At 54.1% G+C, this 24,998-nt stretch carries 10 protein-coding genes; 7 read left to right on the top strand and 3 right to left on the bottom strand.

Annotated elements, in window-relative coordinates; translation table 11 throughout:
• Nucleotides 1-74 precede the first annotated feature (74 nt).
• A complete protein-coding gene (locus OI69_RS01355) occupies nt 75-1,343 on the bottom strand; it encodes an MFS transporter (protein ID WP_080752585.1) in 1,269 nt (422 codons plus the stop codon).
• A 114-nt stretch (nt 1,344-1,457) separates the two neighbouring features.
• Between OI69_RS01355 and OI69_RS01360 the strand changes: the two genes are divergently transcribed.
• From OI69_RS01360 to OI69_RS01375, 4 genes are all read left to right on the top strand, one after another.
• Nucleotides 1,458-2,357, top strand: coding sequence for a LysR family transcriptional regulator (locus OI69_RS01360; protein ID WP_039345064.1), 900 nt, complete (start codon nt 1,458-1,460; stop codon nt 2,355-2,357).
• Between the two features lie 178 nt (nt 2,358-2,535).
• On the top strand, nt 2,536-3,753 hold the full coding sequence (gene mlc / locus OI69_RS01365) for a sugar metabolism global transcriptional regulator Mlc (protein WP_039345067.1): 1,218 nt from the start codon (nt 2,536-2,538) through the stop codon (nt 3,751-3,753).
• 132 nt (nt 3,754-3,885) lie between these two features.
• Nucleotides 3,886-4,551 carry a dethiobiotin synthase gene (gene bioD / locus OI69_RS01370; protein ID WP_039345071.1) on the top strand — a complete coding sequence of 222 codons (666 nt, stop codon included), beginning with the start codon at nt 3,886-3,888 and terminating at the stop codon, nt 4,549-4,551.
• A 102-nt stretch (nt 4,552-4,653) separates the two neighbouring features.
• On the top strand, nt 4,654-6,141 hold the full coding sequence (locus OI69_RS01375) for an MDR family MFS transporter (protein WP_039345074.1): 1,488 nt from the start codon (nt 4,654-4,656) through the stop codon (nt 6,139-6,141).
• A 48-nt stretch (nt 6,142-6,189) separates the two neighbouring features.
• Here OI69_RS01375 and OI69_RS01380 read toward each other — a convergent pair whose 3' ends face one another.
• On the bottom strand, nt 6,190-6,471 hold the full coding sequence (locus tag OI69_RS01380) for a DUF1161 domain-containing protein (protein ID WP_039345076.1): 282 nt from the start codon (nt 6,469-6,471) through the stop codon (nt 6,190-6,192).
• Nucleotides 6,472-6,645: 174 nt separating this feature from the next.
• Nucleotides 6,646-6,996 (bottom strand): DUF1283 family protein, encoded by a 351-nt coding sequence (locus OI69_RS01385; protein ID WP_039345078.1) that lies wholly within the window; start codon nt 6,994-6,996, stop codon nt 6,646-6,648.
• Between the two features lie 511 nt (nt 6,997-7,507).
• Here OI69_RS01385 and OI69_RS01390 point away from each other — a divergent pair.
• Genes OI69_RS01390 through OI69_RS01400 form a run of 3 tightly spaced genes read left to right on the top strand, consistent with a single transcriptional unit; the run spans nt 7,508 to nt 24,906 of the window.
• Nucleotides 7,508-9,181: a ShlB/FhaC/HecB family hemolysin secretion/activation protein gene (locus tag OI69_RS01390; RefSeq protein WP_039345080.1), complete on the top strand. Its 1,674-nt coding sequence runs from the start codon at nt 7,508-7,510 to the stop codon at nt 9,179-9,181.
• Between the two features lie 51 nt (nt 9,182-9,232).
• Nucleotides 9,233-24,388, top strand: coding sequence for a hemagglutinin repeat-containing protein (locus OI69_RS01395; protein ID WP_072034242.1), 15,156 nt, complete (start codon nt 9,233-9,235; stop codon nt 24,386-24,388).
• The gene (locus tag OI69_RS01400; RefSeq protein WP_039345083.1) at nt 24,385-24,906 is read left to right on the top strand and encodes a DUF2247 family protein; all 522 of its coding nucleotides are present in this window, start codon (nt 24,385-24,387) and stop codon (nt 24,904-24,906) included. The genes OI69_RS01395 and OI69_RS01400 overlap by 4 nt, the downstream gene beginning before the upstream one ends.
• Nucleotides 24,907-24,998: the final 92 nt, after the last annotated feature.

Here is a 24,998-nt window from a genome sequence, read left to right on the forward strand (position 1 = left end):
GGAGCATATTGCAACAGTGAGAGGGAATAACGTGGAGTTTACCTTGGTCAGGTAAACTCCTGTAAGAAAAGCGGTTAAAGCCGATGTTTTAATATCTGACTGACTATTAGCGCAAGGAGTAAGAGAGCAGCCAGAAACACGCTAATCCCCATCCAGCCAAATGAATGCCAGAAAAATCCCCCTAATGTGCCGGCAAGACTCGACCCCAGATAGTAAGAAAAGAGATACATTGATGACGCCTGACCTTTCGCGCGCCGCGCCCGCTGGCCAATCCAACTACTAGCCACCGAATGGGCGGCGAAGAAACCCGCGGTAAAGAGCATCATCCCGCCAAATATCGCGATCAACGGGCTCAGTGCTGTCATTCCCAGCCCTGTCAACATCAGAAGGATCGCAATGCTCAACACCGAGCCGCGTCCGTAGCGGGCCGTTAATGCGCCGGCCTTTGGTGAACTGTAACTTCCGGTGAGATAAACCACGGAAAGTAAGCCAACCACCGCCTGATTAAGTAAATATGGTGGAGCGACTAGCCGATACCCAATGTAGTTAAACAGCGTAACGAACGCCCCCATTAGCAAAAAGCCCTCAAGAAACAACAGCGGCAAGCCCGCATCGCGCCAGTGTAATTTGCTGTTCAGCAACAGCGTTTTTGGCCGTAGTGAACCGGGGCGAAAATGTCGTGATTCGGGCAAAATACGCCAGAATGTTATCGCTGCAACAAGCGCGAGTACACCGATCGTACCGATAGCAACCCGCCAAGGAAAATAGTCGGTCAACACTCCGCTGACCAGACGTCCGCTCATACCGCCAATCGAGTTACCGCTGATATATAACCCCATCGAAAAGGCTAACACGCTGGGATGGATTTCTTCACTCAGATAACTCATCGCGACAGCCGCAACGCCGCTTAGCGACAGGCCGACCATCGCCCGCATGATTAGCACAGCATTCCAACTGGTCATAAATGCGCAAATGATAGTGCAGATCGCAGCCAGCATTAGCGACACAACCATCACATTCTTACGACCAATGGTATCGGAGAGCGGGCCGGTGAACAGTAGCCCAAAAGCCAGCATCGTCGTTGATACGGAAAGCGACAGGCTACTGGTGGCGGGGGAAATGCCGAAATCCTGAGATAGTACAGGCAACAACGGCTGTACACAGTACAGTAAGGCGAACGTTGCTAATCCGGCAGAAAACAGCGCCAGCGTGACGCGCATAAATTGCGACGTACCGCGCGTGATATAGGGCGTTTTGCCCGAAAATTTCAGATCAATATCATCCGCACCGTCAGCCGTAGAAATAGGCCAGTCCTTTGGTACTGAAGATGGCAGGTTACTCACAATCATTCCTTATCGGAAAAGATAAATCAGACGTAAAACAGCAATAGGGCGATCATAGAAGCGTGATATTATTTTGTATAATATATTAATAATCATGATTGATATGTTTAAAGTATGAATATCGAACTCCGTCACCTTCGCTATTTTATTGCGGTTGCCGAAGAGTTACATTTCGGTCGAGCAGCAGAAAAATTGCGCATTTCACAGCCGCCACTGAGCCAACAGATCCAAATTCTGGAAGAACAGGTGGGCGCGAAACTCTTGGCGCGTAACAACCGTAATGTTCAGCTTACGCCAGCGGGAGCCATGTTCCTGAAAGAAGCCTGGTCGATTATCAGCCAGGTTGATCAGGCAGCGGAGCGAGCATCCCGCATTCAGCGCGGAGAAATTGGAGAATTAACGATCGGCTTCACGTCATCTGCGCCGTTTATCAAAAAGATCTCCAGTAGTCTGCTTCGTTTTCGCCAAACTTACCCGGAAGTGCATATTCAAATGATAGAGCTGAACACCAAGCAACAAATTGAACCGTTGCTGAACGGTAAGCTCGATATTGGCATTATGCGCAACAATCCATTACCGGAAGCGTTGCATCATCAATTGCTATTGCGTGAACCGTTGATTGCTGTAGTACAGGAGTCTCATCCTCTCGCACAGCAGGCGGAAGGCCAAACAATCCACATCACACAGTTGGCGCACGAACCATTTGTTTTCTTCTCCCGTGCAGTTGGCACCGCACTGTATGACGATACGCTGACGTTGTTGAAACGCTATGGCATCAGCCCCTACATTACGCAGGAGGTAGGCGAGGCAATGACTATCGTCGGGCTAGTCTCCGCAGGGTTAGGCGTGTCCATTTTACCTGCATCGTTCTTGCGTATTCGGGTCGATGGTGTGAAATATTTGCTGCTGAAAGAAGAGGACGCCACAACGGAAGTTTGGCTGGTTACGGCGCGGCATCGTCCTCAAAGTGCGTCTGCTACTATGCTGATGTCGCTAATGCTGGACGGATTTTAGTTTAAATATGCGCACTAAATCACATAACGAATCAAATATTTGACGGCTTTAGTGAAAAGCCCCACCATAACCACAGTTTTTTTATTTTGCAGCGTGAAAAATAGTCATGCCGCGATAATAAAGATAAATTTTTTAACAGTAGTACCAGCAATAATGCGAATACGTAGGAGCCAGGTTTGTGATTGCCGACGGTCAACCAGGACACATCGATCAAATCAAACAAATGAATGCCGGTGCAGTGTATCGGCTGATCGATAAGTACGGCCCGATATCACGTATCGAACTGTCAAAGCGCGCTCAACTCGCGCCAGCCAGTATTACCAAAATCGTTCGCGAACTGCTGGAGGCCCATCTGGTACAGGAAACTGAATACCAAGATGTGGGTAGCAGGGGGCGTCCCGCTATTGGCCTGATTCTGGATACAGAAGCCTGGCACTATCTTTCCGCACGCATCAGCCACAATTGTATGTCACTGGCGCTACGCGATCTCAGCAGTAAGCTGGTTGTAGAAGAAGATGTTCCGCTTCCCGCAGACGCCGCAAAGCCGCTGATCGATCGCATCCTGAATGAAATCGATCAGTTTTTTATTCGTCATCAAAAACGGCTGGAGCGATTAACCGCCATCGCGATTACCGCTCCCGGCATCGTTGATGCCAGCAAAGGCGTTATTCATCGGATGCCGTTTTACAGTGTTGAGGAAATGGCGATTGGCCCGGCACTGGAACAACGAACCGGATTACCAGTGTATTTGCAGCACGATATCTGCGCATGGACGATGGCCGAAGCGCTCTACGGCGCATCGCGCGATTGCCAAAATGTGATTCAGGTTGTCATCGACCATAATGTCGGCGCAGGCGTGATTACCGGTGGACGTATTCTGCATGCAGGGAGCCGAAACCTGGTCGAAATCGGGCACACGCAGGTCGATCCTTATGGCAAACGCTGCTATTGCGGCAATCACGGCTGTTTGGAAACGGTCGCTAGCATAGAAAACATGCTGGAACTGGCGCAGCAGCGTATGAATTCCTCCATGAGCTCACTGCTGCACGGTTCACCGCTTAGCGTGGAGAATCTGTGTAATGCTGCGCTCAATGGCGATCAGTTAGCCAAAGATATCATTAACGATGTGGGTAACAACGTGGGGCGCATTGTCGCCATCATGGTGAACCTCTTCAACCCCGATAAAATTCTGGTGGGGTCCCCCCTGAATAAAGCAGCCAGCATTTTACATCCCGCTATTTTAGGCTGCATTCAACAACAATCATTTCCACCTTATAGCCACAATATCCAGGTGGAAGCGACTCAGTTCTACAATCAGGGTACGATGCCCGGCGCAGCACTGGTAAAAGACGCGCTCTACAATGGCTCGCTGCTGGTTAAACTGCTGCAAGGGTAACCTAAAGGCGTAGAGCAACAAAACATTGCGCTAACGCAAACCGCCCGAATGAGGCATAGCCTAAACTTTCACGTCTGGAAAGCATTTTGGCTGTGCTTGTTTTGTTGTATTTAGGTGGTCTGGAGTTATCCCATGTTGAAACGTATTTTTGTCACTGGTACTGATACCGCCGTTGGCAAAACAGTGGTATCCAAGGCGCTACTGCAAAAACTGGCGCTGGCAGGCAAATCGGTTGCAGGCTACAAACCGATAGCGAAAGGGTGCGAAGAGACAGAAGCAGGTTTACGTAATAAAGATGCACTATTGCTACAGGCGGCCTCCACGCCGGAACTGCCTTATAACATGGTTAACCCTATCGCACTGCGAGAAGATGAAATCAGTGCCAGTGAAGGAACCATTGATTATTGCACGATGACTCAAGGCCTGCGCCATATGAGCGAAGTGGCCGATATCGTAGTGGTTGAAGGCACTGGGGGATGGCGAACCGTCATGAACGATTTGCGCCCTTATTCCGAATGGGTGGTGCAGGAACAACTGCCTGTCGTGTTGGTTGTCGGGATCAAACTAGGGTGTCTCAATCATGCTCTGCTGACGGCGCAGGCCATCATCAACGATGGTCTGCCGCTGGTTGGCTGGGTCGCTAACCGTATTAATCCTGGGTTGGCGAATTATGCGGAAATTATTAACGTCCTGCGGAAAAAAATTCCGGCACCGCAACTGGGTGAACTGCCTTATTTGCCTCGAGCCGAGCAACGGGATCTCTCGTCTTACATCGATCTTTCTGCGGTCAGCTACTAACTTTTTTCTCTTCTATTCCCGCCTTACTGCGGGAATAAATTTTCTCCGCTCCGCCACCTGTTATACTCACTGTTAGTTTTTCTTCTTATCCTGAAATATATAATGAAAACAAAGAATAACCGGAATAAGACGCCTGTTGCACACCGCCACTGGATTTTAATTGCCTGCATGTTAGCTATGTTTACAGCGGCGATTGAAGTGACGATTGTGGCGACGGCGTTGCCCACGATTATCGCGGATTTAGGTGGATTCTCCCTATTAGGCTGGGTATTCGCTGGCTATCTGCTCACGCAGTCGATCAGTATTCCGATTTATGGCCGGTTGGCCGATCTCTATGGCCGCAAAAAGATTTTCTTCTTCGGTATGATGGTGTTCCTGCTGGGGTCAATTTTGTGCGGATTCTCAACACAAATGGGCTGGCTCATTGTCTTCCGAACGTTGCAGGGGCTGGGCGCAGGTGCAATTACGCCGATTGCCTTCACTATTGTTGCCGACGTCTATAGCTCGACCGAACGCCCGAAAATACAGGGGTATTTGTCCAGCGTGTGGGGAGTTTCCGCTATCGTTGGCCCACTGCTTGGGGCGTTTATCGTACAACATTTTAACTGGGCATTGATATTCTGGGTCAATGTGCCGATAGGGTTATTCTCCATCTTCCTGTTGGCTCGTTATCTCCCCACCATTAATACTGTGCGCCAACATCAACTGGATTGGGTGGGCGCCTTTTATCTGATTGTGTCCGTGGCCTGTTTGCTGATGGCGCTGCTACAGGCTGAGGTGTTCGGCTATTGGGTGATTCCGTTGCTTGCAATCTCTGTGGTGGGTAGCATCCTGCTGGTTCGTCAGGAAAAGCGCACGCCAGAGCCATTGTTTCCACTGGTGCTGTGGCGCAATCGCGTCATTATCGCTGGCAATCTCGGCGGATTAGTTGTCGGGGCGGCGATGATGGGCGTGAGTGCTTTTTTACCGACATTCATTCAGGGCGTGATGGGTAGAACGCCACTGGAAGCAGGCAGCATACTAGCGATGATGTCGATTGGCTGGCCGCTGGCTAGTACACTCAGCGGGCGGTTAATGCTGTGGACCTCTTACCGATTTACGGCGATGTGTGGCGGTATTGTTCTGATTATCGGTAGCCTGACGCTATTAACTATTCAGCCAGATAGCAACCTGGTATGGGCGCGGCTAGCGGCATTTTTGATCGGTTCTGGCATGGGGTTGAGCAGCACTACCTTTCTGGTATCGATACAAAACTCGGTGGACTACTCCATTCGTGGCATTGCGACAGCCTCCGCCATGTTTACCCGAATGCTCGGTTCCGCGCTGGGAACGGCAATCCTTGGCGCTACGCTGAATATCAATCTGCACTGGCGATTGCCGGAAGTGAGCGATCCGCTCCAGACACTCATGGATCCGGCCAAACGTATCCTCCTGAGCATAAACCAGCTCGATACGCTGTCATCGCAAATTGCCTCATCCATCCATGGTGTATTTATCGTTTCCGCACTCATCGCGGGGATCACTCTGTTTTCCGCCAGAATGATCCCCGCGAACCAGCGACCGGGACAGGCTGAAACCGGACAAAAATAACGGCAAAAGAAAAGGCGCGAAAGCGCCTTTTGAATATCCAGAGCAAGGTTACTGTGGTGTTGTTGGCGGCGCATTTTCAGTACTGACGTCGCCATCGGCATGACGGGTATAAACAATCTTGTGTGAATCATTCTCGCAGTGACCAACCACCTGACCACCGGCCTGATTCACTTGATCGTTCGGTACAATATCCAGCGTGAAACCAGATTCCGGCACGCCATTAGCGATGATTTTCTGGGCAATATCCGCTTTCACGCTCTCGCAAGATGCCATTGCAGCTAGCGGAGCAATCAGGAATAACGCGGCACCCAACATGACGGTTTTTTTCATCTTTTGATCCTTTTCTCTGAAAAAAGTCTCTTTGAGTATATCAAACGATGAAAATAACGCGAAAAAGCAGAGGTATCAGGCCATCAATGATGACCCAAAACACCTTACACACAGGGGCCTGGCCGTAACACGAAGCGAAAGGGGAAACCCACGCCGGAAGGCGTGGGTGAAAAATCAGGGGGTAACCGGACGACCAGTACGGCGATCGAGACAGCGATCGGTCGTGCTTTCCCAGTAAGCATTGACGTTAAAGCTGGCGTTACATTTTTCGCGTCCATCAATCGCTTTTTCAGTTTTATCGAACTCTTTCTCAACGCGGTTATTCACTTTATTACGCAGTGAACGTGTTGAATCCCATTGCTCTTTGCTTTGACGCGCCGCTTCTTTCGACAGCGCGCTGTCGCCGGAGTCGACAATGATATGGCGTGTATCTGCCAGAGCGGCAGGCTGCCAGGCAGCGGAAACGATAACCAGAGAAAGCGGGATGAAAGCCCGAATCAAAGAGGAAAAAGAGTAGTGGTTCATGTTTCACCTTGACAAAACGAATGATAAAAACCCACGCCAATGTTGCAAAACAATCACAAGTACACGGCAAGCGATAGACAGCAACAGGCGACCGCAGTTCCCTGCAACCCTCTCGCTTCATTCCAAACGAAAGGTTGCCCCTATAAGGAAAAGTATACATCCTTCGCTTCAACAGCACTATAACCGCACAGCACCATCGTGTAATGATACATAGTCAAAACGTGCGCTTAGCTCACCATGGAGACAACACCTGTCAATATCAGAACGCCATATTTTCACCATTACGCTGTGGCCGTGATGCTCGATCGTTATCTGTACGAAAAATGCACATAACTCGATGCGCGGCCATAAACTGTGCCAAAGAATCATAAAATTATTGGTTAAGAAAATATTTTATCTCGACTTAACGCAAACCTATTCCCATAAAATTATATATTACCTGACATATTGAGCTTGGTAATTAACGGTTCTACTATTCCGGAAAAAATTATTATCATTCAGGGATGAAATCATGCGTGGTTTTTTCAGGTTGATGACTATCATGCCTGCGCTACTTTCTTATACAGCATTTTCGGCATTCTCCGCTCAGCTTAATCCGGCAGACAGAATTGACATTCAGCAGCGGCAGGCCGAGGTGATCGATCAATCCCAGCAGCAGCGGGATGCCTTATTGCAATTAAATCAACCACAGGCGACGGCGAATCCAAGTAGCGCAAGCAAGGCCGGACACTGCTTTTTCATTAAAGAAATTAATTATCACAACAGTTCACTGCTGCATGAAAAAGATAAAGATTGGTTAAATGAAAATTATATTAATCGTTGTGTGAATGTTAACGATATAAATCAACTGATTCATGATGTCAGTAATTGGTATATAGAACGAGGCTATATTACCAGCCGCGCCTTTATTACAGAGCAAGATCTTTCAAGTGGCGTATTGCAGATCGATATTCTTGAAGGTCGCCTCGAATCTATTAATGTCAATAATCAATCAACATGGGCATTAAAACAGGTTTTTCCGGGGCTGGAGGGCGACATTCTCAACCTCCGCGATATCGAACAGGGTATGGAGCAGCTCAACCGCATGCCAACGCAGCAGGTGAGCATCGAAATTCAACCCGGTAACCAGCCAGGCTATTCCATAGTCAATCTCACCAGTAAAAAGCAGATTCCGCTGACAGCAAATATCAGTTTTGATAATAGCGGGCAGAGAAGCACCGGAGAGCAACAATTAAATGGCGGCCTGTGGGCAGATAACGTATTGGGGCTGGCTGACCAGTGGTTTATCAACGGCGGGCACAGCAGCGCATTTCGCGATAGCCGCAATGCCGAAAGTTTACAGGCCGGCGTGTCGCTACCTTACGGCTACTGGACGCTTAGCTATGACTATTCCCAGAGCCGCTATCGCAACGATTTCATCAACCGTGATTTCCTCTGGCATTCAACTGGCGACAGCCAGACGCATCGCGCCACGTTATCACGCGTGGTGTTCCGTAATGGCGACATGAAAACCAGCCTCTCGGCGGGCCTGTCGCACCGCATCGGACAGAATTACCTGAACGATGTGCTGCTGCAAACCAGCAGCCGTAAACTCAGCAGCGCGATTATCGGCATCAATCATAGCCAGAAATTGTGGGGTGGGCTGGCGACGTTTAATCCTGCTTACAGTAGGGGAACGCGCTGGTTTGGCGCGGAAAGTGATGACGGTAAGTCTGACGATGCGCTCCGAGCCGAGTTCAACAAAGTGACGCTGGCAGCCAGCTATTACTACCCAATCGCTGACAACCTCCATTATCTGACTAACCTCTACGGCCAGTACTCGCCGCAACGCCTGTATGGCAGCGAACAGGTGACGCTGGGCGGAGACACTTCCGTGCGTGGCTTCAAAGAACAATATCTTTCGGGCAATCGCGGCGGTTACTGGCGTAATGAAGTCAACTGGCAGGCGATGCAGTTGCCGCTATTGGGCACCGTGACCCTGACGGCGGCGGTGGACGGTGGACACCTTTTCTCACATCAGGCTGACAGCGAATCAGCAGGTACGATGTGGGGGGGCGCCGTAGGTGTGGGCATCGCGAATCAATACCTATCACAACAAGTTACCGTTGGCTGGCCGTTAGCACACCCTGACTGGCTAAAACCGGACAGCGCCGTGGTGTATTACCGCGTTGGGCTGTCTTTTTAATGATTTGTTTTTAATTGTTAACTATTTATCGTTAAGACCGGGGATTCAGGGATGAAACCAGTAAAAACCACACAGCGCCTGCTGGCGTATACGTTGATCCATCTTATTGCGTTTCAGCCGTTGCTGCCAGCGATGGCGGCAGGTGTGCAGGTCGCGACGGGCAACACCGGGTTGGATCAGTCTGGCAACGGCGTACCGGTTATCAATATTGCCACGCCGAATAACGCGGGTCTTTCCCACAACCAGTATCAGGATTTTAACGTTGGCAAGCCCGGCTTGATCCTGAATAACGGTACTGAACAACTGAATCCTACCCAGCTTGGCGGGCTGATCCAGAACAACCCCAACCTGAAGGGCAAGGCCGCTGACGCGATTATCAACGAAGTGGTGTCCGGCAACCGCAGTACGCTGGCAGGCTACCTTGAAGTAGGTGGCAAGCAGGCCAGCGTTATCGTCGCCAACCCCAATGGTATCACCTGTGACGGCTGCGGCTTTATCAACACGCCACAGGTAACGCTAACCACCGGTAAACCGCAACTGGACGCACAGGGCAACCTGCAACGTCTCGACGTGACGCGCGGCGATATCACACTGACCGGACAGGGGCTGGATGCGAGCAAAAGTGACTACCTCAGCCTGATTGCCCGTACCGCACAAATTGATGCCGGGCTGAATGCCAACGATACACAGATCGTGCTCGGTGCCAATCAGGTTGACGCGGCGGGTAAGATAACGGCGCAGGCGACGAACAGCAGCGTGAAGGTTGCGCTGGATACGGGGGCGCTGGGCGGGATGTACACCAACCGCATCAAACTGGTGTCCAGTGATAAGGGTGTGGGGGTCAACATCGGCAACCTGAGCGCACGCAGCGGGGATATCACGCTGTCGGCGAACGGTAAACTCCGCCTAGGCGATGCGGTGGCGCAGGGCAACATTCAGGCAGAGGCGAACGCTCTGGCGTTGCAGGGGAAACAGCAGGCGGGAGAAGCTCTGACGCTGAACGCCAGACAGGATATCACGCTACAGGATGCGACACTGCGGGCTGGGCAAAACATTGAACTGGCATCAGATGGCGGGTTGAATGCACACAACAGCGTCATCAGTGCAGGCGTCGATGCACAGGGTAGAGTCAAATCTGCTAACCAATTAACTCTGAAAGGTGACAATGTCACCCTTAGCAATACCCAGCTTTCCGCCGGTAAGGTAACGATTGGGGCGGGGCAATCCCTACAGCAGGATGCGAAAAGTGGCATCAAGGCAGCATCAGTGCTTGATATGCACGGGGAAACGGTGGCCCTGGCGGGCAGTGCAGATGCTGACAACGTGCAACTGACGGCAATGACCTTTAATGGCGCAGACAGCGCCCGGTTTCAGGCGAAAGACCGTGCCACGGTGCGAGTGCGGCAGCAGGGCGACTGGCAGGGCAACCTGACCGCTGGTCATGCTCTGACCGTTGACGGCGGGCACCTGGTCAGCCACGGCACGCTGGCGGGACACACCGTTGTGCTGACGCTGGACGTGCTGGATAACCGGGGCGATATCGCCGCACAGCAGGGGCTGACTTTCAACGGTAACCAGTTAACGAACAGTGGCACGCTGGCTGCGACCGAGCGACTGACGGTCAACGCGGCCCGTCTGGATAACGCCGGGTTACTGAGCGCCCGGAATGACGTGAAACTTGAACTACAGGCGGCACTGAACAATCAGGGCAATATCCTGACGGATAATCAGCTATTTTTGCTGGCCGACAGCATCACTAACGGCGGCACACTACAGGCTGCGACGCTGACGGCGCAGGCGGCGCAATTCACCAGTCAGGGTGAGGTGACCGCGACCGAACTCAATCTGACCAATCAGACGCTGGAAAATCACGGCGTTATCAATGCCCGGCAGGTGCTGGCGCTGCACGGTGGTAATCTGGTGAACCACGGCACGCTCAGCGCGGGCGAAAAACTGGCGCTGACGCTGGGAGAGACGCTGGATAACCGAGGCCGACTCCAATCCGGCAACACTCTGCTAGCGAGCGCCGAACGCCTCAACAATGACGGCACGATCACCGCCTCCGCATTACAACTACACACCGATACGCTTGCCAATCAGGGCACGGTTCAGGCCGACGATGCGCTGCAACTGGACGTCACACATGCCCTGACGCAATCCGTCAGCGGTGCGCTGCTGACCGGCAACACGCTGACAGTGAACGCTGGGCAGGCGGAGACCGACGGCACCCTCGAGGCGCAGCAGTTCCTGCTGAAGGCCGCACGCTGGATCAACACAGGCAACACCCGTATTACCGGTGACGGACAGATTACCGCCGCGCAACTGGACAATCGTGGCAGCCTGCTGGCCACGGGTCACTGGGCGATTAACAGCGAGGCAGCCCACAATGCTGGGACATTACAGGCTCTGGCCCTGACGCTAGACGGCGGAACTTTGGACAACCGCGGCACGCTCAGCGGTATCACCAACCTGTCACTCTTCCTGCACGGCAATCTGGATAATGCGGGAATGCTGCTGGGCAACCAACTCCACGTAGAGGCGACTCAGTTCACCAATCAGGGCGCGGTGTACGGCACTGATGTACTGGCGCTGGCGATCGCCGGCAACCTGTCCAGTCAGGGTAAATTGCTGAGTGAGGGCAACAGTACCGTCACGGCGCAACAGTTCGGTAATCAGGGAATCTTGCAGGCGAAAAACGTCACGATGCAGGTAGATGAACTGGATAACGCGGGAAAAATCCTCGGCGTATCCTCACTGGCGCTGACGGCGACTCACGGGCTCACCAACCGGCAGTCGGGAAACCTGCTGTCTCAGGGCGTCGCTACATTAACGGCGGCTAACGTCATCAATGTCGGCGACTGGCAGGCGAAATCCCTGACGTTGGCTGCCGCGAATCTGACCAATGACGGACACATTCAGGGCGATGATGCCCTATCTCTGACGTTACCGCAGATCAACGGCACGGGTACATTACTCAACCGGGGCACGATGACGACAGGCGGCGACGCCACGTTGTTTGCGCGCCTGCTGGAGAATCAGGGCACGCTATCCAGTCTCGGGCGCACCAAACTCAGCGGGGCGTCGCTGGTTAACGACGGGCGTCTGGTAGCAGCGACAGGGTTGTCGCTACGCGGCGACTATCAGGGGCGCGGAGGGCTAAGCACCGACGGCGAACTGACGTTGCAAGGCGACACATTGGTCAATGGTGGACGCTGGGAAAGTCGGGCGCTGTCCCTGCGGGGGGATACCTTTACCAATCAGGGCGCGGTACTGGGCAATACAATTACGCTTTCTGCGGGTCAGTTGGTTAACCTCGGCGATATCACTGGCACTGATACGCTGACGCTGACACTTGGCGACAGCCTGGATAATCGTGGCATGTTGCGCAGCGATGCCCTGTCGGTTGCCGCGGCGGGAGTGAACAACCGTGGCGAAATCAACGGTATCCATCATCTGCAACTGGGTGTGATGGGACTCGTGGATAACGCCGGACTTATCCGCGGCAGTAACACGTTGGCCGTGACGGCTGGCGACGTCACACAACGAGAGAATGGTTCGTTGGAAGGGAAGACCGTCACGCTGGATGCTTCCTCGCTGATCAATCAGGGCAAACTACTGGGCGTGGATGCTCTGACGTTGGCGATTGCCAGTAACCTGTCCAATGATGGCAGCTTGCTGACACAGAAAAATAGTGTGGTAACCGCACAGCAGGTAGACAACCGTGGGCAGTGGCAGGCGGGGAGTCTGACGCTGCAAGCCGATGATATTCTGAATGCTGGGCAAATGCTGGGGATTAGTGCGCTATCGATTACGGCACAACATGGGCTGATCAATCAGCACACCGGTAAACTGCTGACGCAGGGGGCCGCAGCTTTACAGGCGGCGAAGGCAGAGAACCACGGCGAGTGGCTGGCGGATAACCTGACGCTACAGGCGACAAACTTCACCAATGCGGGACGGGTTCAGACTGAAGGGGATATCGACATTCGTGTAGCCCCCGCTGCGGCGCAGTCGCGCACCTTCCTACCGATGGCGCTGTCGCTGGCAGAGGATGTGCAACGCATCAGTGCGCCGTCTTCACAGCATGAGGGGGGCAGACTGGACAACAGCGGCACGCTGATGTCCGGGGGCGACACGCAGTTACACGCGACGCAGATCGTGAATCAGGGAGAACTTGCCGGTAACGGGACGACAACGCTGACAGGCGAGTCGCTGGACAATACTGGCACCGTGGTGGCGGTGCAGTCGCTGATGCTGACGGGCAATTATCAGGGCAGCGGCACGCTACAGACGGACGGTTTGCTGACGTTATCCGGCCCCACACTTGACAACACCGGGCGTTGGCAGGCGAACACCATCCGGCTGCAAGGCGACATGCTGGAGAACCAAGGTTCATTGCTGGGTGAGCGGGTCGATATCACGGCCAATACCCTGTTTAACGGTGGCAGTATCGCCGGTACTGGCGCGCTGCAACTGACCGTTGCTGACCGCGTGACCAATCAGGGACAGCTTTATGGCGCGACGCTGGGACTAACGGCGATCGACCTGTTCAATCAGGGCGAGGCCTCCGGTGATACGCTGCACCTGACGTTGCAGGATACGGTGCGCAACAGCGGTTTGATTAGCGGCAGTCAGCGGGTTCAGGTTGAGGCGGTTCAGGTTGATCAACAGGGTTCACTGGAAAGTCGCCAACTGCACATACAGGCGAACACCCTGGACAATCAGGGCACGCTGCTGGGCATAGATGCGCTGACGCTGGCTATCAGCGACACGGCACGCAACCGTGGAAAATGGCTGAGTCAGGGTGACAGTACGCTGACGACGACGCAGGTTGAAAACCATGGACAGTGGCAGGCGAACACACTGACAGTGACCGCCGACGAGGTGGAAAACACCGGACAACTGCTGGGGTTGTCGGCTCTGTCGCTGACGGCGACTCACCGCCTGACCAATGCTAACACTGGCCAGTTGCTCACCCAAGGCATGGCGGTGCTGAAGGCTGCCGACGCCGTTAACGAAGGGGAATGGCAGACCGATAGCCTGATGCTGGAGGCAGACACGCTCACCAATACCGGTCATATTCAGGGCGATACGTCGCTGAAGGCGACACTGGCAAACGGCGAATTACACAATCAGGGCACGCTGTGGAGCGATAACGCTGATATCACCGCCCAAGCACTGACCAACGCGGGCACCATCACGGGCGTTGCCGGGTTGCACCTGACGCTGGGTGAGATCTTAACCAATCAAGGCTCGCTGAACAGTCACCAACTGACCGCGCAGGTCGGCACGCTGGTCAACAACGGGAAAATCAACGGTCTCGACCACCTTGAACTGACTGTCGGGGATAGCCTGAGTAACGCCGGTTCACTGTACGGGACGACCTTAACGCTAAGCGCAAACAACCTGATCAACAGCGGCGATATCACGGGGGTTGACAGCCTGTTTCTGGGGCTGAACGGGACGTTGAATAACGTGCGTGACATCAGCAGTAATGCGCTGGCGCTCAAAGCCAATGACATATTCAACCACGGCATCCTGACGGGGGTGAATGAGCTGACGCTGGAACTCGACAGTCATTTTGATAATCAGGGAGCAGTGAACAGTCAGGCGCTCGCCATTACGGCCAGCGACGTGACCAATGACGGGCAACTCAACGGCACGCGTGACCTGCAACTGACGCTCAGTGGCGCATTGACCAATACCGGTGATATCACCAGCCAGCATATCGACGTCAGCGCAAAGGATGTGCTGAACCACGGGCAGGTACGGAGTTCCGCAGATCTGAAGCTGGATGTGCGCAACACATTGGATAACCGTGGACTCATCAGCGGTAGCACCACGCTGGGCGTGGTGGCGAAACACCTTGACCAGCAGGGAACGCTGGAAGCGCAGGCGCTGACGGTGCAGGCCGGGACGTTGGATAACCGAGGCACGCTGCTGGGCGTAGATGCGCTGACGCTGGCGATTACAGACACGGCGCGCAATCAGGGTGCCTGGCTGGGCCAGGGTTCCAGCACGCTAACGGCGGGGCAAGTTGACAATAACGGGCAGTGGCAGGCGGGCAACATCACGCTGCTGGCGACTGGCCTGACCAATCGTGGGCAGATTTTTGGTCTCAATACATTATCGCTGACGACACTTAACACATTGAACAACCAGCAAGGCGGTAAGCTGCTATCGCAGGGACTTGCGGTATTACGCGCTACTGATGCCATAAACGATGGAGAATGGCAGGCGAAGAACCTGACGCTGGTTGCGCAGCAGCTAACCAACCGCAGTCGCATTCAGGGCGATCGCGGTCTTGTCATCGCGCTGGATCGCACCAACCCGACCAGTCGGTTAACCAATCAGGGTTCGCTGCTCTCCGGTGGCGATACGCAACTGAATGCCAGCCAGTTCGACAATCAAGGCACGCTCTCCGGCGTAGGCAAAATGACGGTAGAGAGCGCGATAAACAATGCCGGTGACGTTATCGCCGACGGAGCGCTGTCGCTTTACGGCGACTATCAGGGCGCGGGGCTGTTGCATACCGCCGACACCCTGACATTGCGCGGTAATCGGCTACACAACGGCGGGCAGTGGGAAAGCCGGGCGCTGACGCTGAACGGCGACGCGTTCACCAACGCCGGAACGATCATCGGTGAGCGTGGCATCACGCTGATGTTAGATGAAGGGCTGACCGTCGGGAGCACTGGTCAGGTGCTGACCAACGGTGTGTTATCTGCACAGGCGGGCACGGTCACGAACGATGGGTTCTGGCAAGGCAACAGGCTCGCGCTGACGGCGAACGACCTGATTAACGGCGGCACGCTGCTCGGTCAGGACGGGCTGCGTCTTGGTGTACTGGATACCTATCAGGGGAGTGAATCGTCCCGCCTGCTGAGCGACGGTGAGGCCATTATCAACGCCGCCCGCCTGACGCAACGCGGTGAAATCGCAGCCGGAACGCTGAACCTGACCACTGGCACACTGGATAACGGCGGGCGTGTGCTGGGCAGCAACAGCCTGACGGTGATTAATCGGGATGAGCTAATTAACCGTGCGGGAGCGGAACTGCTGGCCAATGGCGCAGGCCGCGTCGACAGCGGCATACTGAGTAATGCCGGGGCATTGCAAGTCGCCGACCTGCAACTGCGCGCGCGTGAGGTTAATAATCAAGGCCGAATTCAGGGCACTGACGCGCTGCGCCTGCTGGACGTACTGCGCTATGTCGGCGGGAAAGGCAGCCAGTTGCTCAGTAACGGCATCGCGACACTTAACACGAAACAGACCGATAACGCCGGTTTATGGCAGGCGGAGACACTGACGCTGAACGGTGACACGTTCGACAACCGTGGCACTGTCGCTGGACTAAACGGCCTGTCGCTCAACGGCAACACGCTGAAAAATCAGGGCGAACTGTTCTCGCAGGGCGCGGTGACGCTGACGGGCACAATGCTGGAGAACGGCGGCACGCTAACGGGTGTCGGCGGATTTACGCTGAGTCTCACCGATCGCGTTGATAATCTGGCGACGGGGCGGTTACTCAGCGGTGGCATGGGTGAACTGACGACCCGTACCCTGTTCAATCAGGGGCTGTGGCAATCGGGCGACCTGCGCCTGACCGCCCGCGACCTGACACAGCAGGGCAATATGCTGGGCGTGCAGCGCGCTACGCTGCACTTGACGGGCGCCTATCAGGGCGCACAAGGCAGCCAGACGGTCAGCGGCGGTGACCTGAGCCTGACGGCCAACAACCTCACTAGCCGTGGACTGGTGCAGGGTAACACGCTGACGCTGGGCGCGCAGACGCTCGATAATCACGGCAGATTGCATGGCGACACGGCGCTTGATGCCACCGTCAGCGGTCACTTCACTAATGCCCAACAGTCACGCCTGAGCAGCGACGGTACGCTGAGCGTGCAGGCAGCAACACTGGACAATCAGGGCGAGATCAAAGCCGCGAACACTACGCTGACGGGTAATACGTTAACCAATGACGGCACGGTACAAGGCACGGCCGCGCTGCAATTGGATGGAAAAGACAAGATTATCAACCAGCAGGCGGGACAACTGTTGTCCGACGGCACTACTACGCTCAAGGCGGCGGCGGTGGAGAACCTCGGCTGGTTGCAAGGGCGCGGGTTGGCCGTCAACACCGCGCAGTTTACCCAGCAGGGCAACCTGATGGCGCAAGACAAACTGACGCTGCATATCCCTCAGTGGGTAAACCACGGACTGGTGCAGGCGGGTGAACTGGATATCACCGTAGACGAACTGGACAACCACGGCACGCTGCTGGGTCTGACGCAACTGGCGTTGCAGACCCAGCGCCTGATTAACCGTCAGGGTGCGAAGCTCTACAGCGCGCAGGATCTGCGCCTGAAAACCCATGACCTCCAGCAGGACGGGCAACTGGTGGCGCTGGGCAACCTGACCGCCGAACTCACCGGGCCGCTGACCTTCACGCAAACCATGGCCGCAGGGCAGCAACTGGCGTTGAACGTGGCGGGCGACCTCGATCAGCACGGCACGTTACAGGGTAAATCCGTCCAATTGACCAGCACGGGCACACTGGCCAATCAGGGCCGCATTCTGGCCGGCGGCGGGGAGTCGAGAATCAGTGCAAAAGACATCGTACAACTGGAGGCCGGTAGCATTCAGGCAGGCGGTAATCTGGCACTGGTGAGCGATAACACGCTGAATAACAAAGGGCTGATTGGCACCACGAGTGACCTGCTGGTTCAGGCGGGGAGCGTCTTGCATAACAGCAGCATGCTCTATGCAGGCGGCAATATGCACCTGCTGTCAGATTCCTTGACCAACGTGTTCGGCACCATTCTGGCGGGCAACAATCTGTGGGTGCAGCGTGATGCGCAGGGTAATGCCAGCACCGCGTTATTAAACAGTTCCGGCACCATCGAAACCCAGTCCGGCGATATCACCATTAATACCGGCACGCTGACCAATCAGCGTGAAGGGTTGGTGGTGACGGAGAGTGAATCTACTGCGGAGTCTGTACCTGATTGGGCTGGGAAAACGACGGCGAATATTCCTATTGAGTGGTTTAAGGCGGAGGATTATGGAATCGCTGTATTCTCTTCTGAATCTGATATAGGTGAGAAGAATTCCCGGACTATACGTAGAATGTCAGCTCAGTATGTTCCATTTGAACATGCTTATATTCAGAAAGTGGCGATCACAAACCGCTCTATTAAAGTGGTTACAGCAGGTAAAGAAGGCAGTATCCACTCAGGTCATAATTTTTTTATAAATACTAATGAGATTAATAATCAAGCTTCGCTGATTTTTGCCATGAAAAATTTATCGCTAATCGGAGGTTCGTTAACAAATCAATCTTACCAATCTGGATTGATAACTGAATATTTGACCTACAATATAGACGGCACAGGAAGTCTAAAATTCAGACCAAACGAATATTATTCTAATGGAGTATTAGTTTATTCTAATTATATTATTACAAATAGAGATTATAATAATGCAAACAAGTCGCGTTTTATGCGTTATATCCTATCAGGCACTCCAACCTACGAAAAAACCGTTGGTGAAAGCTATAACGCGTTAATTCAGGCGGGCGGCACTATTACCGCCGACGTTAAACAAGACCTCAGCAATACCACGCTGCAACCGGGCAGCGGCGGGTTTGTGCCTGCGTCCACCAAACCGGTGCTGGATGCTATCACTACGCTGTCACCGTTGCAGAAGCAGACCACGCGCCAGTTGACCAGTCAGGATTCGTCGTTTAATGCAGGCACAGTAGACGTCACCAAAGCAGGCAGTGCACAGGCGACGCTCGTCGATAATGCCGTCGGCGTTAGCGCAGCGGGCAAAACGGTAACACTGACGCAGCAGACTGGCGCCGCACTCCAAACCAGTGCGCAGGCGGAAAATATCAACGCGGTGATAACAACACCCAATACCGCTGGACCACTGACGCTGAACCCCGGCGATACGGTGGTGTTACCGCCTTCTACTTCCGGTCACGTCAGCAATCCCGATACGGTCACACTGACGTCGACAGGTCAACGGCCTGACGGCAGCAAGAGTCTGACGCCAGTTAACGTAAACCACACCGCAGCGGGTGTCACGATAGCAGACACAGTGGAGTCACCTGCCATGTTGGCAAAACCGGGCATGGCGGCGGTTGACGCACCGAAACAAACGGTGAGCGCAGACACGATACCGGTGGGAAGCACGTCTGCCGCAGACCTGCTGAGCGCCATTGGCAATAGTCTGCAAACCCTGAGCACCAACCCACTTGCCGATTACCCGCTGCCGACCGGCAATAACGGGCTGCTGGTCGTCGATCCGGCTGCCGACAGCCGCTACCTGATCCACACCAACCCGAAACTGGAACAATTGGGGCAGGTGGATAACGCGCTATTCAGTGATTTACAGACGCTGCTGGGGCAGCAGCCGTCCACGGTAGTGTCGGTTGAAACCCGTTCGCAGTGGACGCAGGCCGACCGGGTGTTGGGGTCGTCCTATCTGCTGGACAAACTGGGTTTAGATGCGGATCACGACTACCGCTTCCTCGGTGATGCGGAATTTGATACCCGCTACATCAGTCAGGCGGTGCTGAAGCAGAGCGGGCAGCGTCACCTGAATGGCACTGGATCCGATCTGGAGCAAATGCAGAAGCTGCTGGATAACGCGGCGGCGGCGCAGAAAGGCATGAACCTGCAACTGGGCGTCAGTCTGACAGCGGATCAGGTTGCGAACCTCAGTCAGAGTATCGTCTGGTGGGAAAATATCGAAGTCAACGGGCAAACCGTGTTGGCACCGAAGCTGTATCTGGCGCAGACGGATAACAGCAATCTACAGGGCAGCGCGATTGTCGCGAACAAGGTCGAGTTAAACGCGGGCGGCAGCGTCACTAACAGCGGCACGCTCAAGGCCGTTGACGTTCTGGCGATAGCCAGCGGTAACAAGATTGATAACCAGGAAGGCGGCCTGATTAAATCAGACGGCGGCCTGAATTTGGTGGCGCTCAACAACATTACCAACAGCGGCAGCCGGATTGAAGGCAACACGCTGCAACTCGCCAGTATCAACGGCGATATCATTAACCGCACCGAAAACCGCACGTTCCAGACCGCACAACCGACATCTTCACGCAGCGGCACCGGGTCATTGGTCTTCACTGAATTGGGTAAAACCGCCGAGATCGTCGCGGGCAACAGCCTGACGCTCAGCGCGGGCAAGGATATCCGCAACGTAGCGGCCACGCTCAATGCCGGGCAGGACATGGCGCTGAACGCCAAAGGCAACGTGGCGATGGAGGCGCTGACGCTGACCAATAACCGTGTCGATATCGGCTGGCGCAGCAGTAATACCGCGCTGAATACCTCGGTGGCAGGCAGCAGCATCAATGCCGGCGGGGCGCTGAAGGCGGTGGCGGGTCAGGATATTCGGCTGGATGCCAGTGCGCTTTCCGGTGGCACAGCGCTGACGCTGGCGGCGGGTAATGACATTCGCCTGACCGCACAGGATACGCTGAAAGAGACACTCTATCGGGGTGGCAGCACAGTGCAGCGTCGTACGCAGGACGTGGCAAACAGCCAACTCCTGAGCGGGGGGGATCTAAATCTGGTCGCAGGGCGAGATGTGTTGTCCGAAGCAGCCAGCGTGAACGCCAAAGGCAATGCGACGCTGGCTGCCGGACGCGATCTCAATCTGCTGTCTGAAACGGAAGAGACCTACAGCGGCAACTGGTGGAACCGTCATGCCGACTGGCAGCAAAAAATCACCCAGCAAAGCACCGAGTTAACGGCGGGCAAAGGGCTGAACTTGCAGGCTGGCAATAACATCAATTTGCAAGCAGCACAGGGCGTGGCGAGCGGCGCTGTGACGGCGCAGGCGGGCAACGACATCAACCTGCTGTCAGCGACGGAAACGGAGCACACCTTCTTTGAAGAAACCACGGTCAAGAAGAAGCGGTTTTCGAAGACGGTGACGCATACCCTGCGGGAAACGTTGCAAACCGATGAGAAAGGCAGTTTGCTGTCTGGTGACAGTGTCACGATGGCGGCCAATCAGGATATCAACCTGCAAGGTTCTTCAGTGGTCGGTGACAAACAGGTCACGCTGTTGGCGAACAATGACGTTAACACCGCTGCCAGCGTAGAGAACTACCAGAACTATGAAGAGCACAGTAAGAAAAAAAGCGGCCTGTTCAGCGGCGGCGGCATTGGTTTTACCATTGGTTCAACCTCGACCAGCCAGAAACTGCGCGACCAGGCGGCGACACAAAGTCAGAGCATCAGCACCCTTGGCAGCACGACCGACTCGGTGACGGTGAAGGCCGGGAATGATGTCACCATCAGCGGCACCGATATGGTGGCTGGGAAAGACATTCTGTTGCAAGGCAATAATGTCACCATTGATCCAGGCTATGACACACGCAAACAGCAGCAGGAGTTTGAGCAGAAAAGCGCGGGACTGACCGTGGCGCTGTCCGGTGTGGTGGGATCGGCGCTCAACAGTGCGGTGCAAAGCATTCAGGCAGCGAAAAGCGAAAGCGATGGTCGGCTGGCGCTGCTCCAGGGCATGAAGGCCGGGCTGGCCGGGTATCAGGCCTATCAGGGCAGCCAGTCCGAGTTGAACAACAATGGGCAAGGGGCTTTTGTTGGCGTCAGTATTTCGCTTGGGGCGCAGAACTCACGTTCCAGCCAGACCAGCGAGCAAAAACAGAGCTTTGGCTCGACGCTGAATGCAGCCGGGGATATCGGTATCGAATCACGTACGGGGGATATCACGGTTGCGGGCAGCCAGCTTAAGGCGGGCGGCGATGTACTGATGAACTCGGCGCAGGATATCCATCTGCTCTCGGCCCGCAACAGCGAGGAGATTAGCGGTAAAAATAGCAGTAGCGGCGGGAATATCGGCGTCAGCCTGGGTGTGAGCAACGGCAGTGCGGGTCTCAGCATTTTCGCCAACGTCAATGCGGCGAAAGGGCGAGAAACTGGGACGGGCAACAGTTGGTCAGAAACCATGGTGGATGCGGGCAACCACGTCACGCTGAAAAGTGAACGTGACACACGACTGATTGGCGCGCAGGTGAACGGCGAGCGCATTGATGTCGAAGCCGGGCGTAATTTGCTGCTGCAAAGTCAGCAGGACAGCGAGCGTTATGATTCCAAACAGACCAGCTTGGCTGCCGGGGGGAGCTTTACCTGGGGATCGATGAGCGGCAGTGGTTATCTTAGTGCTAGTAAGGACAAGGTGCACAGCAACTATGACAGCGTGCAACAGCAGACGGGGCTCTTTGCGGGTAAAGACGGATTTGGTATAAAAATCGGTGAGCACACCCAGCTTGACGCCGCGGTAATTGGCTCCACCGCCAGCGCCGAGAAAAATCGGCTGGAAACGGGCACGCTGGGCTGGAGCGGGCTCAACAACAAAGCAGAATTCAAGGCGGAGCACAGTGGCATCGGCCTTAGCTCCAGTCCATCGATGAGCGGCAGCCTGCTCTCGACACTGGCGATGACGGTGCCGTCAGCGCTGATGTCGCTGGGTAACAGCGGGAATGCATCCAGCACCACCTATGCGGCGGTGAGCGACGGCACGTTGTTGTTGCGGGATACGGCGAAACAGGTGCAGGATATCACCACGCTGAGCCGTGACGTTGAACACGCGAATAACGCGCTCAGCCCGATCTTTAACAAAGAGAAAGAGCAAAAACGCCTGAAACAGGCGCAGCTGATTGGTGAAATTGGCGCGCAGGTGATGGATATCGTGCGCACGGAAGGCGAGCTGAAAGCGCAGAAAGCGGCAGAGGCGAGGGGCGATGCCAACGTCAAGCGTCCGAAAGAGGGTGATTCGGTCGAGATGTGGGAGGCGTATAAAAAGGCGCTGACGGCATCACCGACCTACAAGGCCGAAATGCAGAAATACGGCACGGGCAGTGACTTCCAGCGAGCGGCACAGGCGGCGACGGCGGCGATTCAGGCTCTGGCGGGCGGGGATATCCAGAAAGCGATAGCCAGCGGCGCAGCGCCGTATCTGGCGCAACTGGTGAAAGACGTTACGCTACCGAAGGACGAAAGCAAAATCACGGCGTCGGATATTGCGGCTAACGCGATGGCGCACGCGGTGGTGGGTGCGGTGGTTGCTCAACTGTCGGGTCAGGATGCGGCGGCGGGAGCGGTAGGTGCCTCCAGCGGTGAACTGATCGCCCGGGCTATCATGGCCGATCAATACCCCGGCAAGACGGTAAACGACCTGACGGAAGAAGAAAAGCAGTCGGTGAGCGCCCTCTCGACGCTAGCCTCCGGGCTGCTGTCCGGTCTGGCGAGCAACAGCACGGCATCAGCGACCAGCGGCGCACAGTCTGGGCGTAATGCAGTTGAGAATAACTCACTGAGTGGAGATAAGGCCCGTCAGTCAGTAAAAGAAAGCGCGGAATGGTGGAAACAGCAGGTACGTGACAAGCTGGGCGACGGCGCGACCTCTTCGATTGCGAACAGTATTATCAATGCTGTTGCGGATACTGGCGATGCTGCATTAGGTGGAACAGATTATGTTGCCGATGCGGCAATGGCGTTGGCCTCTTGCGCAGCGGGTGACGGCTATTGTAGTACGGCGTTGAATGATCTCTCAGGGAAGAATCAGGCGGTAGCAGACTCAGTGAAAGCTCTGATGAAGAGCGAAACCTGGTCAGCAGTGGCCGATACGATCAAGCAAGCATCAGAGGGAAATCAGGCTGCGCTGGAAGCGACGGGTGGAATGCTTGCCGGAATTATGTTACCGGGTAAGAAAGTGCCGGTTGTTGCCGCTGATATAGGAAAAGTCGAATCAGTTAGCGGAAATATTATTAAAAATGATATTTTAGATAACCCAAGAGTGGGAGTTGGCGAAAAAGGTAGCGGTAGTGGAAATAAAGTAGACCAACTGCCTAATAAAGTTGTTACGGATATTGATGGAAAAGAGATCTCTATTTATCCAGATAAAATTAAACCAACGGCTACTCAGGAATTTCCTTCTGTTCCTAAGTCACATGGTTTTAGCGATATTGTAGATAATTATGCAGACTCAGCCGTTAAAACGCCGTTGAATAACGGTGCAACTCTCTATCAGTTAGAAGGTAGCTTAAATGGTGTGCCAGGACGATTTGAGTGGATCCTAGATCCCAAATTAGGTGGAGTTAGTCACCGAATGTTTGTTTCCGGTGGCACAGTTAATGGAGTACCGTCAAAACCATGACAGATAAACTATTTTTAATGGCCAACCAGATGAAGCTGGTCGATTGGGGGATGATTTTCCTTGGTGCTTGCGGGATAGCATCAGGCAAGCTATCTGCTTCAGAAATTAGTAGTTTTGCATGTAATGAACTTGCAAAACCTGATGGTGTTAAAGATGTTTTATTGACAGCAATATCTGAAGTGGCTTTTTGTTCTGATATTACTGATGAGGTGATGGGTTATTTAAGATTTATATGTGATGAAGAAAATATAGATCTCAAGTTATCCAGCAGGAAATGGAGATACCTTGCACTATGTCTAACGATGCAGGAATTGCCTGATGACTGTGTATATGGTCTTCTAAAACTGAATGAGTTTTGGCGATTATGGGGAGAGGATGCAGAAACGCCAAATATAATACAAGGTGTTGGAAATAACATATCACCTACAGAATATTATACTGATGAACAATATAAATTAGTCATTAAGCATCATCAAGAATGGCTGAAAAAAGAAAATCAGGAACTACTAAATGATTAAAGAGAACCCGGCCCCTAAAAAGGCCGGGATTTTTGTGCCCAGAAAACCCCCAGCTAGGCTGGGGGTTCAGTAAAGCTTTCAGCTTTGAGCCA

The sequence above is a fragment of the Pectobacterium fontis genome, from assembly GCF_000803215.1.
GTDB lineage: Bacteria > Pseudomonadota > Gammaproteobacteria > Enterobacterales > Enterobacteriaceae > Pectobacterium > Pectobacterium fontis.